We start from the raw sequence: 16,710 nt of genomic DNA, 5'->3' as shown, positions 1-16,710 counted from the left end.
TTCCCTGGAGGCTGCAGCCATGTCAGAGCTTGCCCCTTCTTCCGATCCTGCTGCCGCCGATGCGGGCAGCGTGCCGTCGCCGTTCTGGCAGGCCGCCGTGGGCGCGGCCGTGGTGCTGGTGGCCGCCGGCATGGCCTTTGGCGCGCTGCAGATCCCGGGCGACGCCGGCTACGGCGGCGTGGGCCCCAACTTCCTGCCCTGGGTGTGCGCCGCGGTGCTGGGCCTGTGCGGCGTGCTGCTGATCCGCGAGGCGCTCACGGGCGGCTACCGCCAGGCGGCCGACCCGGGCGGCGCGCCGCGCGCGGCGCTCGGGCCGTTCGCCTGGGTCACGGCCGGGCTGCTGCTGAACGCGGCCCTCATCGTCGATCTGGGATTCATCCTCGGCTGCACGCTGTGCTACGCGATGGCCGTGCAGGGCCTGCGCCGCGCCAACGGGCAGACGGGGCGGCTGGCGCCGCGCGCGTTGGCCGTGGACGTGCTCACGGGCCTGGCGATCTCGGCGCCGGTGTTCTGGCTGTTCACGCAATTCCTGGCCATCAACCTGCCGGGCCTGACCGAGACGGGGTGGTTCTAAATGGAAATCTTCGACGCATTGATGGCGGGTTTCGCCACGGCGATCTCGCCGGCCAACCTGCTGTGGGCCCTGGTGGGCTGCGCCCTGGGCACGGCCGTGGGCGTGCTGCCGGGCATCGGCCCGGCCGTGGCCGTGGCCATGCTGCTGCCGATCACCTCCAAGGTGGACATGACGGCCTCGATGATCTTCTTCGCGGGCATCTACTACGGCGCCATGTACGGGGGCTCCACCACCTCCATCCTGCTCAACACCCCGGGCGAGACGGCCAGCATGGTCACGGCCATGGAGGGCAACAAGATGGCCAAGAGCGGGCGCGCGGGCGCGGCGCTGGCCACGGCGGCCATCGGCTCGTTCGTGGCCGGTACCGTGGCCACCGTGGTGGTGACGCTGTTCGCGCCCTCGGTGGCCGAGTTCGCGGTCAAGCTCGGCCCGCCCGAGTACTTCATGCTCATGGTGCTGGCCTTCACCACGGTGAGCGCCGTGCTGGGCCAGAGCAGCCTGCGCGGCATGACGGCGCTGTTCGTCGGCCTGGCGCTGGGCTGCGTGGGCATGGACCAGATCTCGGGCGCGGCGCGCTACACCGGGGGCAAGATGGAGCTGCTCGACGGCATCGACATCGTGCTCGTGGCCGTGGGCCTGTTCGCCGTGGCCGAGGTGCTCTACGCCGCGCTCTACGAGGGCAGGGTGGAGGAGTCGCAGAACAAGCTCACGCGCGTGCACATGACGGCGCGCGACTGGAAGCGCTCGGTGCCCGCCTGGCTGCGCGGCACCCTCATCGGCACGCCGTTCGGCTGCATACCCGCCGGGGGCACCGAGATCCCGACCTTCCTGAGCTACGCCACCGAGAAGAAGCTCGCCAAGGGCGAGGACAAGGCCGAGTTCGGCACCAAGGGCGCGATCGAGGGCGTGGCCGGCCCCGAGGCCGCGAACAACGCCACGGTGACGGCGGCGCTGATCCCGCTGCTCACACTGGGCATTCCCACCAGCAACACCACGGCCGTGTTGCTGGGCGCGTTCCAGAACTACGGCATCAACCCGGGGCCGCAGCTGTTCTCCAGCTCGGCGGCGCTGGTGTGGGCGCTGATCGCGTCGCTGTACATCGGCAACATCATGCTGCTGGTGCTGAACCTGCCCATGGTGGGCCTGTGGGTGAAGCTCCTGAAGATCCCGCGCCCGCAGCTGTACGCGGGCATCCTGATCTTCGCCACCGTGGGCGCCTACGGCATGCGCCAGAGCACGTTCGACCTGTTCCTGCTCTACGCCATCGGCCTGCTGGGCGTGCTCATGCGGCGCTTCGACTTCCCCACCGCGCCGGTGGTGGTGGGCATGATCCTGGGGCCGCTGGCCGAGGCGCAGATGCGCAACGCCGTCTCCATCGGCGAGGGCAGCTGGTGGATCTTCCTGCAGCGCCCCATGTCGCTGGCCCTGATCGTCATCGTGCTGGCCGTGCTCATCGTGCCGCGCGTGCTGCGCCACTGGGCCGAGCGCAATCTGGCGCGCGCGCACCAGGGGGCCGACGACATAAGCTAGCGGGCGTCAGTCGGGCATGGAGCAATGCCCGCCCGCCGCGGCCTGGCCCGATCCGGCGGCTATCAGCGGCGGCTCCAGGCGCAGGTCCACGGGTTTGGAGCTGGACCAGTCCCAGGCCAGGAAGGCGGCGAGCGCGGCCCAGAAGACCAGGCGCAGTGTGGTGTGTCTCGTCATGGAGTGGGGTCTTGGTCAGAAGCCGAAATGGCGGCGGATGCGCAGCCCGAAGATGGTGCCCGCGAAGGCCAGCGGCACCCAGATCCAGCCGTGGAGGCTGCCCGTGGAGATGCCCGACAGCATGGCGCCCACGTTGCAGCCGAAGGCCAGGCGCGAGCTGTAGCCCAGCGCCAGCCCGGCGATGAGGGCCACGGCCCACTGCGTGCCGTTCAGGGGCCGGGCGTTCGCGGGCTTGCCGGCGGACACCCACAGCGCGCCGCCGAGGATGCCGATGTTGGTGATGCTGGTCACGTCCATGAGCACCGTCTCGTGCAGGCGCGCGGCATTGCCCGGCTGGCTCCAGAACCAGTTGTTCGCAAGGTCGGCCGCGCCGCTGGCCTGGGCCAGCTTGGCCGCCCACAGGCCGAAGCCGTAGACCACGCCCCAGGGCTGGCCGGCGATGACCAGGTTCAGCGTGGCCAGCAGCGCCAGCAGCACCGCGCCCACTATCCACCTGCGCACCACGAGCGGCCGGGGCGCCTGGCCCGCCGCCGCGCTGGCGCGGCCCGCGTACCAGCGCACGGCCGCGGCCACGGCGGCCAGCGCCGCCAGGGTGACGAGCAACGCCCGCTCCCAGCCGAACTGGCCGACCAGGCCCACGGGCTGCGCGCGCCCCAGGTCGAGCCAGAAGCCCAGGTGCAGCGAGCCCAGTAAGCTGCCCAGCGCGAACAGCGGCAGGATGGCCGCGTTCATGGGAATGCCCAGGCCGGCCTTGTACAGCGTGCCGCTGCCGCAGCCGTCCGCGATCTGCATGCACAGGCCGAACACGAACGCGCCCACCAGCAGGCTGACGCTGGGCGGGCCCAGCGCGGCCGTGAGTTCGGGGTAATGGCCCAGCAGCGGCATGGCCAGGGCCGCGGCCAGCGCCAGCAGCAGGATCTGGCCCATGACGCCGCTGGCGTCCTTGTCCTCGATGAGCATGCGCCAGCCCGTGGTGAAGCCGAAGCGCTGGCCCGCGAGCACCGCGCCCAGGCCCAGGCCCACGGCGAACAGCGCGGCCTGGCGTGCGGACACGCTCCACAGCAGCCAGCCCGTGAAAACGGCCAGCACGGCCGCGAGGGGGAGTCGTTTCATGTGAATGGTCTATAAAAAAGAGAGCTGCCAGCGCTTGACCATCAAGCGCTGGCAGCCATTTTTACTATAAAGCAGCTGGCTTACTTGGACTTGCGCTCCCACCACTGCCGGGCGTCATAGGCCAGGGCCTCGAAGCGGCTGGGCTGGTTGGCCATGGGCGGCGCATCCTTGGCCTGCGTCCAGTCCACCATGGAGCCGGCATACAGCTTCACGCCGGACAGGCCCGCGATCTCGGACAGCCCGAACCAGTCGGTCGCGGCCCAGTGGCCGGTGTTGCAGAAGGCCACCAGGTCCTGCCCTTGCTCGCGCTTGACCTGGGCCGCGATCTTCTGGGCCGTGGCCTTGTCCACGAAGGTGGTGGTGCCGGGCTCGAACCACTGGTTGAAATCGAGCTGCTGCGCGCCGGGCAGGGTGCCGGCGAGCTTGGCCGCGGGCGCGCGCACCTTGCCCTGGTAGAAGGCATCGGGGCGCGAGTCCACGAGCGCGGCGTTGTTCAGCTGCACGTGCTGGCCCACGTCGTTGCGCGTGGCCAGCAGGCTGGCGTCGATCCGGGGCTGGTAGGCGCTGCGCGCGACCTGGGGCACGGCCGTGTCCTGCGCGAGCTTGGCATCGCCCCAGGCCTTCATGCCGCCGTTGAGGATGGACAGCTCCTTGAGCCCCAGGAGCTTGAGCGTCCAGTACACGCGCGCCGCAGCGCCGAAGTCGGTGGTGTCGGCGCCGGTAGAGACGATGACGGCATGGGTGCCGGGCGTCAGGCCCAGCGACTGCACCAGTTCGGTGAGCTTGGGCGTGTCCGGCAGCTCGCCGGGGTTGCTGGCCGGGCCGCGCCACTTGCCGTAGGGGGCGTTCACGGCGCCGGGGATGTGCCGGGCGCCGTAGCTGGCGGGGTCGCGGATGTCGATCACGCGCGGCGGCGTGGGCTGCGCCGTCTGGGCGCCGAGCTCGGCCGGCGTCAGCAGCGGCTGGGCGGCCCAGCCGGCATGGGCGGCCGTGGCGAATACGGCGATGGCAAGCAGTTTTTTCATGGCAGATCCTGGGCGGCAATTGGAGAAACTGTCCGCGATTGTCTTTGCGCCCTTGCCGTGGATCAACGACAGAATCGGATTGTTCTTATAACTCCTGGTGATAAATCGGCTTGACTACGTGATCGGGGGGTATTACGACGGTCGCCGCTACGTCCCGGTGCCATGCCTGCGTGGCACGCGCCTGCGCCCCAGCGTCATTGCCTGCCAGGCGCTGCGGTAGGCGAGCAGCGTGCCTTCGGCGCGCGCGTGCACGCTGTCCTCGGCATGCTCGCCCGGTGCCAGGCCGGCATGCATGCCGGTGAGCAGGGCGATGCCTTCGCCCACGTGCTGCGCGGCGTACACGTGAAAGCGCCCGGCGGCCACCGCCTCCACCACCTGGGGCGCCAGCATCAGGTGGCGCTGGTTGCGCGCCGGGATCAGCACGCCCTGCGTGCCGGTCAGGCCCGCTTGCGCGCAGACGCGGAACCAGCCCTCGATCTTTTCGTTCAGTCCACCCACGGGCAGCACCTCGCCATGCTGGTTCAGCGCGCCGGTGACGGCGATGTCCTGGCGCAGCGCCAGGCCCGACAGCGAGGACAGCAGCGCGTACAGCTCGGCGCAGGAGGCCGAGTCGCCTTCGATGCCGCTGTACTCCTGCTCGAAGACGACGGAGGCGTTCAGCGCCAGCGGCGCCAGGTGGCCGAACAGCGCGCTCAGGTAGCTTTGCAGGATCAGCACGCCCTTGTCGTGGATGGGGCCGGACATCTCCACCTCGCGCTCGATGTTCACCACGCCCTCGCGCCCGGCGTGCGTGTGCGCGGTGATGCGCACGGGGAAACCGAAGCGGTAGTCGCCCATGTCGATCTGCGTGAGCGCGTTGAGCTGCCCCACGCGCATGCCTTCCAGGGTGATGAGCAGTTCGCCCTCGGCGATCGCCTCGTGCAGCGCCTCCTCGGGCGCGTTGTGGCGCTGGCGCCGTGCGGCGAGCGCCGCGTCCACGTCGCGGGCATCGGTGAGCTGCGCGGCGCGCGCGCGTGCCTGGGCGCAGCTTTCCACCAGCAGCGCCTCCAGGCTGGCGAAGCTGGCGCTCTGGCGCGCCTGGTCGTCGGCCTCGCGGTGCGTGAATTCCAGCAGGCGCGCCGCCGCGGCGGCGGTGCAGTGCGGCAGGCCCCGGCGCGCGCACGAGCGCGCGAGAAAGACGCTGCTGGCGTGGTGTGTCTCGCCGCTGGCGCGGAACTGCTCCGCGAAGTCCACCTTCACGCGAAAGCGCCGCGCCAGGTCGGCGTCGCCCTCCTGCAGCAGGTAGTACTCGGCGGGCGAGCCCACGAGCACGATCTTCACCTCCACGTCCACGCCCTCGGGCTGCAGCGCCACGGGCGCGCCGCTGCCATGGCCCGCGGCCTGGTCTTCTATCGTCACGCGGTTGCAGCGCAGGAAGCGGCGCAGCCGCTCCCACAGCGGCGCGTCGCCCACCAGGTCGCGCAGGAACAGCATCAGAAAGCCGCCATGCGCGCGCAGCAGGCCGCCGGCGTGGATGCCGGAAAAGTCGGCGTAGGGCGTGTCCTCGCCCGATTCGTACTGGATGTGGCCGAACAGGTTGCGCAGCTGCGGGTTGTCCTCGATCACCACCGGCGCGCCGCCGAGGCCGGCGTTGTCCACCGCCAGGTTCACCTGGCACAGCGCCAGCAGGTCAGCCAGCTGCTCGCGGCGCCCGTCCTCCAGCGTGTCCTCGCCCTGCGCGCCCTCGTGGGGCACGAACAGGTCCAGGTTGTCCAGCACCTGCCGCTCCACCTGGTCGAGCCAGCGCCCGAGCTTGACCGTGTCCTTGATCTGCTTGCGCAGGCCCTGGCGCACGTCGTCCAGGCCGTGCGTGACCAGGGGGCCGGCGCTTTGGCGCAGCAGCTGCGCCAGCGCCTCGTCGCGCGCGCGCTCCAGCGGCCGCGTGCGGTCGAGAAAGCGCACGATCTCGGCGCGCAGCTCCTGCTCGGCCTGCTCGATGGCGCTGCGCTCGGATGCATCCAGCGCGCTGGCCTCGGCCTCGGTCAGGGGCTCTTCGCCGCTGGGGCCCAGCAGGGTGAACACCATCTGGCCTTCGTCGCGCACCAGGCGAAAGCGCCGCGCGCGGGCAAATTCGGCCAGCTGGCCGAAGGCGCGCGCTTCGTCGCTCTGGTAATGCTTGGCGATGCGCTCGCTCTCGTTCTTCACGTCGGGCGCGGCCAGGCGCTTGGGGATCTCGGCCTCCAGCTGGCGGCTCCAGGCCGCTATCTGGGTCTGCAGCTGGCGCCCCTGGCCCGCGGGCAGGCGCAGGGCGCGCGGGCGCTCGGGGGCGTTGAAGTCGTGCAGGAAGCACAGGTCGGGCGGCACCGGCCGGCTGGCCGCGGCCTCCTTCATCGCCTGGCGCATCAGTGACGCGCGGCCGCTGCCGGTCTCGCCGAGTACGAACAGGTGGTAGTCGGGCTGCTGCATCGCCAGGCCGAAGCGCGCCGCGTCGAAGGCGCGCTGCTGGCCTATCCAGGGCAGGGGCTCGTCCACCAGCGCGCGCGTGTCGGCGAAGCCCAGGCTCTCGGGGGCTATGTGCAGGCGCAGCTGCCCGGGCACCAGCTGGGGGCAGGGTGCGGTCATGGCCGCGCTCCGGCGGCGGGGGGCATCCAGCCCGCCAGGTGTGTCTGCGCGATGCGCGTGAGCGCGGTGATCCACCCGGCGCTGTCGTTCAGGCAGGGGATGTAGCGGAATTCCTGGCCGCCTGCCTGCATGAAGGCCTCGCGCGCCTCCTGGTTGATCTCCTCCAGCGTCTCCAGGCAGTCGCTGGTGAAGCCGGGGCACATCACGTCCACGCGGCGCGTGCCGCCTTGCGCCAGCGCCACCAGCGTGGGCTCGGTGTAGGGCTCCAGCCACTTGGCCTTGCCAAAGCGGGACTGGAACGTCAGCGCGTATTGCCGTGGCGTCAGGCCCAAGGCATCGGCCAGCAGGCGGGCGGTGGCGCGGCATTGCTCGGCATAGGGGTCGCCCAGGCGCACGTTGCGCTCCGGGATGCCGTGAAAGCTCATCACCAGCTTGTCGGCCGGGCCGCCCTCGCGCTGCCAGTGGGCGCGCACCGATTGGGCCAGCGCGGCGATGTAGTCCGGGTGGTCGTGGTAGTCGTTCACGAAGCGCAGCTCGGGGAAGTGGCGCGCGCCGCCGGTCCAGGCATTCACGGCGTCCACCACGCTGGCAGTGGTGGTGGCAGAGTATTGCGGATACAGCGGCAGCACCAGCACGCGGCGCACGCCGCCGGCGTGCAGCGCCTGCAGCTGCGTGGCGATGGCCGGCTGGCCGTAGCGCATTGCGGGCAGCACCTGGGCCTGGATTCCGGCCTCGCCCAGCCAGCCGCGCAGCAGCACGGCCTGCCTGGCCGTCCACACGGCCAGGGGCGAGCCTTCGCTGGTCCAGATACTGGCGTACTTGGCAGCCGATCGCGCCGGCCGGGTGCGCAGGATGATGCCGTGCAGGATGGGCAGCCAGAGCGCACGCGGTATCTCGACCACGCGCGGATCGCTCAGGAACTGCGCCAGGTAGCTGCGCAGCGCGGGCGCCGTGGGGGCATCGGGCGTGCCCAGGTTGCACAGCAGCACGGCGGTGTCATGCGCGGGGCCCGGGGCCATTTCTTTTTCTAGGTCCATGGCCGATTCTCGCCCAGGCGCAGGGGGCGTACGGCCGCCGGTGAAAAGCCCGCAGGGCCCGCGCCGGGGCGCCGCGGGCCCCGTGGCGTCAGAATTTCACCGTAGCCCCTACGTAGAGGGACCGGCCCATGCCGGGCACGGCCACGCCCCAGGGCACGGCCGTGGCCGCCATGGTGCTGCCCTGGCCCAGGTAGGCGCCGCCCTGCGGGTGGTTGTAGAAGCGGTTGAACAGGTTGTCCACGCCCAGGTCCAGGCGCAGCTGCTTCCACTCGTAGCTGGTGCGCAGGTTCACCAGGGCATAGCCTGCGGTGGGCAGTTCGTTGCGCACGGCGGAGACATGGGTCTTGGCGCCCACCATCAGCAGCTCGGCCGTGCTGCTCCAGGGGCCCTTGTCGTGGCTCAGGGCCAGCCGGGCGTTCAGCGGCATGATGGCGTACAGGTTCTCGCCCGTGCGCCTGTCCTTGCCGCGCACGTAGCCCAGCGTGCCGTGCAGCGTGAATCGGCCCCATGCGGCGCTGTCGCTCAACCGGCCGAAGCCCGACAGGTCCAGGCCGTACAGGCGCGCGTCCTGGTTGGCAAAGCGCAGGTAGACGAAGCCCTGCGTGGCGCTGGCGTTGGCCGCGGTGCAGGAGCTCATGCCCCCCATGCCGCCCGTGCAGCGCTCGGCGCCTATGTAGTCGTTCACGCGCGTGAGGTAGGGCGTGAGCTTCACGCCCCAGCGCTCGCCCGTGGCGTCGTGCCAGTCGGCTGTGGCGCTGAGGGTGTTGGCCACTTCCGGGCGCAGGTCGGGGTTGCCCACGTAGCCGTTGCCGTCGCCCACCAGGTTGACCATGCGCATGGCCATGCCGCCGGTGGACCAGGTGTAGCGCTCGTACAGGTTGGGCGAGCGCGTCTTGTGGGCGAAGCCGAACTCGTAGCTGGCCTGGGCGTTGGGGGTGTAGCGCGCCAGTGCGGTGAAGTCCAGGTTATGGTCGCTGCGCTGGCGGTCGCGCGCGTTGAAGGCGTTGGCCTCCGCCGCATAGCTGCTGTTGTAGCCCTGCACCGGGCCGCTGTCCATGCGCACCTGGCCCGCGCGCAGGCCGATCTGGGTGAGCCATTGCGGGCTCCAGCGCGCCTCCCATTCGGCAAACGCCTCCAGGCGGTCGCGCCGGCCGTCGCGGATGTTCCAGAAGGTGTCGGGCGCCATGCCGCCGCCCGAGGGCAGCCACCAGTCATCGAGCCGGTAGCGCTGCGCCAGCGCGCCCACGCGCAGCGTGTCGCGGTCCGTCAGCTCCACGTCGCCACGCACCTGCACGCCGCTGGTGTGGCCGCGCGTGTCCATGGGCATGCCCGGCACGTTGCTGGCTGCCCCGTACCAGAACTGCTTGTCGGGGCCGAAGTTCATGGCGTGGCGCGTGGCCTCGTGGTAGGCGCGGGCGTCCAGGCGGCCCCAGCCGAACCGGCCCTGGTAGCGCAGGTTGAACTGCTGGCTGTCGTTGCGCGTCATGTCCATGCGCTGGTTGGGATAGTTCTGGTAGGGAATGTCCTGCACGCCCAGGCGCAGCTCGACCAGGTCCGTGCTGCCGCGCCAGGCCATGCTCAGGGCGTGGTTGCGCGTCCTGTAGCTGCTGGAGCCCACTTCGTCGTCGTCCAGCCATTGCGTGGGTTTGTTGCTGGCGGCCGGGCCGGCGGGCTTGAAGCCGCGCGCGGCCTTGTAGTTGTCCGACTGCGCGGTGGAGCCGTCGTAGCGCAGGCTGAACTGCTCGCGCGCGTAGGAGGCCTCCAGGTGGGCGCCCAGGGCGTTGCCGTTGCTGCGCCAGAAGGCACCGGCCTCGCCCGATATCCGGGGCGCCTCGCCCGGCGCGGTGAAGGCCGGCGGCGCGGATTCGACCTGGATGGTGGCGCCGATGCTGTCGCCGCCCACGCTCACCGGCGTGATGCCGGCAAACAGGCGCACGCTGCCCACGCGCGTGGGGTCTATGTAGGACAGCGGCGGGTTCATGTGGTTGCCGCAGGCGGAGATGAGGTCCATGCCATCGACCTGTATGCGCAGCCGGTCGTCCGACAGGCCGTGCACGCTGGGCAGGCTGGACACGCCCCCGGCGCCCGACAGGCTCACTCCGGGCAGGAAGCGCAGCAGGGTGGCGGTGTCGCTGCTGGCCGGGCGGGCCGCCTGGATGTCCCGGCGGGCCGTTTCGCTGGCGCCCGCCGGGGTCTCGCTGCCGGGCGTGGCGGTGACGGTGACGGTTTGCAGCGCGGCCTCCTGCTGCGCGGCGGCCGCCAGGGGCATGGCCGCCAGCAGGGCGGCAAGGGGAAGGAGGGCGCAGCCGTGCGTGCGGCCGTCGCCGCGAAGAATGCGGGTCTTGGAGATCATGTTCAAGCAAAGCAGGAGGACGGGCGCAGGCCCGGGCACAGCCATGCCCCTGAGGGGCGGGCTGCATCACGACGAAAACGGGGTGGGCGGGGTCAGGCCCGGGCCAGGGGCGGCCCCTGCGCCGGCGGGCGCAGCCGGTCGGGCCGTGGTGCCGCCGGGCTGTCGTATGCGATGGGCGCGGACCCATGCGGCCCTGGCGGCACGGCGGCGGCGCCGCTGTGGCTTGCAATGAAGCTGGCGCCGGCGACGCTGCAGACGGGGCAATGCTGCATCCCGCCCATGGGCTGGTCGTTGTCGTGCGCTCCGGGGCCCGTGCCGCCCGGCTCATGCACGGTGCAGATGTCTGCGCTCAGCAGGGCCTGGGTCGCCATGCCGGCCCAGTGCCGGGCGCTGGCCTGCACCATCCACAACTGCGCCAGCAAGGCCAGCATGGCGAGTACCATGCCAGGCCGGCGGAGGGTGGAACGGATGCTGCGGTGCGTCACGGCGCCCGATTGTGCCGTAGCCCATGTCCTGGGCCTTGCTGTAGATCAATTGTGGAAACAAGTATTGACACTTCGCGCATACGCGCCATCACCATCGACCTGGACGACACGCTGTGGCCCGTATGGCCTGCCATTGCGCGCGCCGAGGCCGTGCTGGCCAGCTGGCTGGCGGCCCACGCGCCGGCCACGGCCGCACTGTTTGGGGATGCGAAGGCGTTGCGCGCCATTCGCGTGCAGATGAACGAGCTGCGCCCCGACCTGCGGCACGACCTGAGCGCGCTGCGGCGCGAGTCGATCCGCATGGCGCTTTCGCAGGCGGGCGACGACCCGCAGCTCGCCGAGCCCGCGTTCGACTTCTTCTTCGCCGAGCGCCAGCGCGTGGACCTGTTCGACGATGCGCTCGCGGCGCTCGACTTCCTGTCCGCGCGCTGGCCGGTGGTGGCCGTCTCCAACGGCAATGCCGACGTGCACCGCATCGGCATCGGGCGCTATTTCAGGGCCAGCCTGAGCGCCACGCAGCTGGGCGTGGCCAAGCCCGATGCGCGCATCTTCCACGCGGGCGCGCAGGCCGCGGGCGTGGCGCCCGGGCAGGTGCTGCACGTGGGCGACGATGCGCTGCTGGACGCCCGCGGCGCGCTGGATGCCGGCATGCAGGCCGCGTGGCTGAACACGGCCGGCGCCGCATGGCCGCACGAGGGCGTGCCGCCGCACGCCACGGTGCCCAGCCTCAGCGCGCTGTGCCGGCTGCTGGCGTAGGGCGCGAGCGGCGCAGCAGCCACTTCTCCAGCTCCGCCGCCGCGAACACCACCGCGCCCGAGAGCAGCACGCGCAGCCATTCGCCCGGGGACAGGTCGGTGGAGCCGAACACGGCCTGCAGCCAGGGGGCGTGCACGAAGGCCAGCTGCAGCAGCGCGCACACGGCGATCGCCATCAGCACCTGCGGGTTGCCCAGCAGCCCTTCGCGCGTGAGCGCGCTGCGCAGGATGTGGCGGCTGCTCAGCAGGTAGAACATCTCGGCCGCCACCACGGCGCAGACGGCCATGGTGCGCGCGGTCTCCAGGCTGGCGCCGCGCTCCAGCTCCCACAGGAACAGTCCGAGCGAGGCGCCTGCCATGACCAGCGACACCATGACCACGCGCCACACGAACAGGCCCGAGAGCAGCGATTCGCGCGGGTCGCGCGGCGGGCGGAGCATCACGTCGCTCTCGGTCGGCTCGAAGGCCAGCGCCACGCCCAGCGTGCCCGAGGTGACGAGGTTGATCCACAGCACCTGCGCGGCGGTGAGGGGCAGCTGCAGCGCGAACGCGATGGCGAAGAACACCACGAGCGCCTCGCCGCCGTTGGTGGGCAGCATGAACAGGATGAACTTGCGCACGTTGTCGTAGACGCCGCGGCCCTCGCGCACGGCCGCGCCCAGGGTGGCGAAGTTGTCGTCGGCCAGCACCATCGCGGCGGCGTCCTTGGCGGCCTCGGTGCCGTTCCTGCCCATGGCCACGCCCACGTCGGCGCGCTTCAAGGCCGGGGCGTCGTTCACGCCGTCGCCCGTCATGGCGACGACCTCGCCGCGCGCCTGCAGGGCCTGCACGAGGCGGATCTTGTGCTCGGGGCTGGCGCGGGCGAACACGTCCACGCTGTCCACCACCTCGCGCAGCGCGTCATCATTGAGGAGTTCGATCTCGGCGCCCGTGAGCGCGGGGCGCCCCAGGCCGATGCCCAGCTGCGCGCCGATGGCGCGCGCCGTCTCGCCGTGGTCGCCGGTGATCATCTTCACGCGCACGCCCGCCGCGTGGCATTCGGCCACGGCGGCCATGGCCTCGGGGCGCGGCGGGTCCATGCTGCCCAGGATGCCCAGCAGGGTGAAGCCGCCTTCCATGTCGTCCCACGAGAGCGCGTGCTGCTGCGCGGGCACGCGCTTGGCGGCGATGGCCAGCACGCGCAGGGCGCGCGCGGCGCAGTCGTTGGCGGCGCGGCGCCAGTAGTCGTGGTCGAGCGGCGCGCTGCCCTGCTCGCCGTGCTGCAGGGCGCTTTGCGCGCCGCACATGTCGAGCACCCGCTCGGGCGCGCCCTTGACCAGGATGAGCGCGTGGCCCGCGTGGTCGTGGTGCAGCGTGGCCATGAAGCGGTGCTCGGACTCGAACGGGATCGCGTCGATGCGCGGCAGCGCGGCGTGCGTGGCGGCGCCATGAAGCCCCGCCTTGAGGGCGAAGGCGAGCAGCGCGCCCTCGGTCGGGTCGCCCGTGAGCGTCCAGCCCTCGGCGCCGTGGTTCAGCGCGGAGTCGTTGCACAGCAGCGCCACGCGGGCCATGCACTGCAGCACGGGGTCGTCGGCGGGCGACGCGTTCATGCCGCCGACCTGGAAGCCGCCCTGCGGCGCGTAGCCGCTGCCCGTCACCTCGTACACGCGGTCGGCCGTCACCGCGCGCTGCACCGTCATCTCGTTGCAGGTGAGAGTGCCGGTCTTGTCCGAGCAGATCACCGTGACCGAGCCCAGCGTCTCCACCGCCGGCAGGTGCCGGATGATGGCGCGGTGGTGCGCCATGCGGCGCACGCCGAGGGCCAGCGTGATGGTCATGATGGCGGGCAGCCCCTCGGGAATGGCCGATGCGGCGAGCGCCACGGCCATCATGAACATGTCGGAGGGCGCCTGCCCGCGCCAGAGCACGCCGATGACGAAGGTGACGACCACGAACAGCAGGATGGCCGCCGCCAGCCAGCGGCTGAAGCGCGCGATCTGGCGCAAAAGCGGCGTGGTGCCCGGCTCCACCTGCGCCAGCAGCGCGCTGATGCGCCCCAGCTCGGTGCGCGCGCCCGTGGCGGCCACCGCGCCCACGGCCGTGCCCGCGGCCACCAGCGTGCCCGAATAGAGCATGCCGCGGCGGTCGCCCAGCGGCGCGTCCTCGGCCACTGCGGCCTCGCTCTTGTCGCTGGGCACCGATTCGCCCGTGAGCACCGCCTCGTCGGCGCGCAGGCTCCTGGCCGAGAGGATGCGCAGGTCGGCCGGCACCTTGTCGCCCGAGGCGAGCAGCACGATGTCGCCCGGCACGAGCTGCTCGGCCGCGACCAGCTGCCGCTCGCCCCCGCGCAGCACCGTGGCCTGCGGCGAGAGCATGCGCCGGATCGCGTCGAGCGCCGACTCGGCCTTGCCCTCCTGCACGAAGCCGAGGACGGCGTTGATGACCACCGCGCCCAGCAGCACGCCGGTGTCGATCCAGTGGCCCAGCGCGCCGGTGATGGCGGCCGAGGCCAGCATCACGTAGATCAGCATGTTGTGGAACTGCGCCAGCAGCCGCCGCCATGCGGGCCGGCGCGGCGGCGCGGGCAGACGGTTGGGGCCGTGCTGGGCCAGGCGGCGGGTGGCCTCGGCGTGGGGCAGGCCGTACTGCACGTCGGTGGCCAGGCGTTCGGCAATGGCGCTGGCGGGCAGGGCATGCCAGGGGGTGTCGTGGTGTTCTGTGGGCGTCGTCGTCGGCATGCAGGAGCGCGTGCCCGGCGCTGCGCTGCGCACGCCGGGCCACGCGGATGGTGGAAGAGCGGTGCGGTCCAGTCTAGGGCGCGGGCATGCGCGGCGCGGCAATGCCCCAGGGCGCAGGGCGGGAAACCGCCGCTACCGGAAGGCGGATACTATTGAATGAATAGCTGCCAGCGCTTGTTGGATAAGCGCTGCAGCCTGTTTTGATTCATATCAAAAAATCGCGCAATGCATGCAGCGTCTCGTCCGGCGCCTCGCTCATCTGGTGGTGCCCCACGGGCAGCTGCGCGACCTGCACCTGCCTGCCCGCGGCGCGCGCGGCCTGGATCAGGCCCTGCGCGGCCTTCGGGTGCGTCATCTGGTCCAGCGTGCCCACCACGAACAGCACCGGGCATTGGATGGCCGCGATGGCCTGCTCGCCGCCCGCATAGCTGTCGCAGGCCACGAAGCCGCGGTGGAACACGTTGACCTGCGGGTTGCTGCGCAGCACGCGCCGGCCCAGGGCCATGCCCGCGCCATAGACCCAGAAGCCCGCCCCCAGCGGCGGGGCGAGGGTGCTGCGCGAGAACGTGTTGACCATGTGCAGCGCCTTCTCGGGCTCGTGCAGCGAGGTCTCGATGAGCGCCGGCGAGACCTTCATCGGGTAGGCCGTGCCCACCAGTGCCAGGTGGCTCGCGCGCGCGCCCAGGCGGGCGGCGGCCTCCAGCGCGATCAGCGAGCCCCAGCTGTGGCCCACCAGCGCCGCCCGCTGGATGCCCAGCGTGTCGAGCAGGGCGACGATGAAGCCGGCCGCCTGCTCCACGCTGGCGGGTGCCTCGCCCGCGCTCTTGCTGTGGCCGGGCAGGTCCACGGCCAGCACGTTCCAGCCGTGGTGGGCCAGGTAGCGGCTTTGCAGCGCCCAGACGCTGTGGTCGTTGAGTACGCCGTGGATGAAGACCACCGTAGGCCTGCCCGGCTCCAGGGGCTTGCCGCCGGTGTAGCAGTAGGCCTGCGCGCCGTTGACGTCGACGTACATCACGCCCCCGCTTTTTCTGCGGCCTTGAGCGCGCGCTGCAGGTCGTCGATCAGGTCGCCGGCGTCCTCCAGGCCGATCGACAGGCGTATCGTGCCCTGGCCTATGCCCGCGGCGGCCAGCGCTTCGTCGTCCAGGCGGTGGTGCGTGGTGCTGGCCGGGTGGATCACCAGGCTGCGGCAGTCGCCCACGTTGGCCAGGTGGCTGAAGAGCTTGAGCGCCTCGATGAACTTCTTGCCCTGCCCGCGGCTGCCCTTGAGGTCGAAGCTGAACACCGAGCCCGCGCCGCGTGGCAGCAGCCGCTGCGCGAGCTGGTGGCTGGGGTGCGATTCGAGCAGCGGGTGGCCCACGCGCGCCACGAACGGGTGGCTGGCCAGGAACTGCACCACGCGCTCGGTGTTGCGCATGTGGCGTTCCATGCGCAGCGGCAGGGTCTCTATGCCCTGCAGGATCAGCCAGGCCGTGTGCGGGCTCATGCAGGCGCCGAAGTCGCGCAGGCCCTCGCGGCGCGCGCGCAGCAGGAAGGCGCCCACGGTGCTCTCCTCGGCGAACACCATGCCGTGGAAACCGTCGTAGGCCTGGGTCAGTTCGGGAAAGCGCCCCGAGGCCTCCCAGTCGAAGCTGCCGCCATCGACCAGCACGCCGCCGATCACCGTGCCGTGGCCCGAGAGGAACTTGGTGGCCGAGTGGTAGACCAGGTCCGCGCCATGCTCCAGGGGCCGGATGAGCCAGGGCGAGGTGAGGGTGGAATCGACCAGCAGCGGGACGCCGGCTTCGTGGGCGATCTGCGACACGGCGGGAATGTCCAGCACCTCCAGCCCGGGGTTGCCCACGGTCTCGCCGAAGAAGAGGCGCGTGTTGGGCCGCACGGCGGCGCGCCAGCCGGCGAGGTCGCCGGGCTTGACGAAGCTGGTCTCTATGCCGAAGCGCCGCAGCGTGTAGTTGAGCAGGTTCTGCGACCCGCCGTAGAGGGCCGTGCTGGCCACGATGTGCCCGCCCGCGCCCATCAGCGTGCAGACTGCCAGATGCAGCGCCGCCTGGCCGCTGGCCGTGGCGATCGCGCCCACGCCGCCTTCGAGCGCGGCCACGCGCTGCTCCAGCACGGCGTTGGTGGGGTTGCTGATGCGGCTGTACACATGGCCGGGGCGCTCCATGTTGAACAGGGCGGCGGCATGGTCGCTCGACTCGAAGACGAACGAGGTCGTCAGGTGGATGGGTACGGCGCGCGCGCCCGTGGCGGGATCGGGCCGCGCGCCCGCATGCAGCGCGAGTGTGTCGAAGCCGGGGTCGGAGTATCCGGGCATCCATATCTCCAAAGTGGTGAATCTGCGCGCCAT

General features: G+C 71.4%; 13 protein-coding genes. 3 read left to right on the top strand and 10 right to left on the bottom strand.

Annotated features, from left to right (window positions below; genetic code table 11):
- Nucleotides 1-19 precede the first annotated feature (19 nt).
- A complete protein-coding gene (locus ACX12L_RS16520) occupies nucleotides 20-574 on the top strand; it encodes a tripartite tricarboxylate transporter TctB family protein (protein WP_459263543.1) in 555 nt (184 codons plus the stop codon).
- On the top strand, nucleotides 575-2,104 hold the full coding sequence (locus ACX12L_RS16515; protein WP_459263542.1) for a tripartite tricarboxylate transporter permease: 1,530 nt from the start codon (nucleotides 575-577) through the stop codon (nucleotides 2,102-2,104). It abuts the gene before it with no gap.
- 6 nt (nucleotides 2,105-2,110) lie between these two features.
- On the opposite strand, the gene ACX12L_RS16510 is transcribed toward ACX12L_RS16515, so the two are convergent.
- From ACX12L_RS16510 to ACX12L_RS16480, 7 genes are all read right to left on the bottom strand, one after another.
- Nucleotides 2,111-2,278 (bottom strand): hypothetical protein, encoded by a 168-nt coding sequence (locus ACX12L_RS16510; protein ID WP_013518757.1) that lies wholly within the window; start codon nucleotides 2,276-2,278, stop codon nucleotides 2,111-2,113.
- Between the two features lie 15 nt (nucleotides 2,279-2,293).
- A complete protein-coding gene (locus tag ACX12L_RS16505) occupies nucleotides 2,294-3,391 on the bottom strand; it encodes a YeeE/YedE thiosulfate transporter family protein (RefSeq protein ID WP_459263541.1) in 1,098 nt (365 codons plus the stop codon).
- An 80-nt stretch (nucleotides 3,392-3,471) separates the two neighbouring features.
- Complete coding sequence (locus ACX12L_RS16500) at nucleotides 3,472-4,416, bottom strand: sulfurtransferase (RefSeq protein ID WP_459263540.1); 945 nt, start codon at nucleotides 4,414-4,416, stop codon at nucleotides 3,472-3,474.
- A gap of 147 nt (nucleotides 4,417-4,563) precedes the next feature.
- Nucleotides 4,564-7,017 (bottom strand): Lon protease family protein, encoded by a 2,454-nt coding sequence (locus tag ACX12L_RS16495; RefSeq protein ID WP_459263539.1) that lies wholly within the window; start codon nucleotides 7,015-7,017, stop codon nucleotides 4,564-4,566.
- Nucleotides 7,014-8,054: a ferrochelatase gene (hemH, locus tag ACX12L_RS16490; protein WP_459263538.1), complete on the bottom strand. Its 1,041-nt coding sequence runs from the start codon at nucleotides 8,052-8,054 to the stop codon at nucleotides 7,014-7,016. Before hemH ends, ACX12L_RS16495 begins: the two co-directional genes overlap by 4 nt.
- A gap of 88 nt (nucleotides 8,055-8,142) precedes the next feature.
- Nucleotides 8,143-10,407, bottom strand: a complete 2,265-nt coding sequence (locus tag ACX12L_RS16485) for a TonB-dependent receptor (RefSeq protein WP_459263537.1) — start codon at nucleotides 10,405-10,407, stop codon at nucleotides 8,143-8,145.
- 92 nt (nucleotides 10,408-10,499) lie between these two features.
- Nucleotides 10,500-10,850 carry a DUF2946 family protein gene (locus ACX12L_RS16480; protein WP_459263536.1) on the bottom strand — a complete coding sequence of 117 codons (351 nt, stop codon included), beginning with the start codon at nucleotides 10,848-10,850 and terminating at the stop codon, nucleotides 10,500-10,502.
- Between the two features lie 93 nt (nucleotides 10,851-10,943).
- Between ACX12L_RS16480 and ACX12L_RS16475 the strand changes: the two genes are divergently transcribed.
- Nucleotides 10,944-11,648 (top strand): HAD family hydrolase, encoded by a 705-nt coding sequence (locus ACX12L_RS16475; protein WP_459263535.1) that lies wholly within the window; start codon nucleotides 10,944-10,946, stop codon nucleotides 11,646-11,648.
- On the opposite strand, the gene ACX12L_RS16470 is transcribed toward ACX12L_RS16475, so the two are convergent.
- The 3 genes from ACX12L_RS16470 to ACX12L_RS16460 all read right to left on the bottom strand — a co-directional run bounded on the left by ACX12L_RS16470 (nucleotide 11,620) and on the right by ACX12L_RS16460 (nucleotide 16,677).
- Nucleotides 11,620-14,364, bottom strand: a complete 2,745-nt coding sequence (locus ACX12L_RS16470; protein WP_459263534.1) for a cation-transporting P-type ATPase — start codon at nucleotides 14,362-14,364, stop codon at nucleotides 11,620-11,622. The genes ACX12L_RS16475 and ACX12L_RS16470 overlap by 29 nt on opposite strands.
- Before the next feature lie 205 nt (nucleotides 14,365-14,569).
- Nucleotides 14,570-15,376 (bottom strand): alpha/beta fold hydrolase, encoded by an 807-nt coding sequence (locus tag ACX12L_RS16465; protein ID WP_459263589.1) that lies wholly within the window; start codon nucleotides 15,374-15,376, stop codon nucleotides 14,570-14,572.
- Nucleotides 15,376-16,677 carry an O-acetylhomoserine aminocarboxypropyltransferase gene (locus tag ACX12L_RS16460; RefSeq protein ID WP_459263533.1) on the bottom strand — a complete coding sequence of 434 codons (1,302 nt, stop codon included), beginning with the start codon at nucleotides 16,675-16,677 and terminating at the stop codon, nucleotides 15,376-15,378. Before ACX12L_RS16460 ends, ACX12L_RS16465 begins: the two co-directional genes overlap by 1 nt.
- Between the last annotated feature and the right edge of the window lie 33 nt (nucleotides 16,678-16,710).

Source organism: Alicycliphilus sp. T452 (genome assembly GCF_054512775.1).
This window is presented reverse-complemented; position numbering and strand designations above follow the sequence as displayed.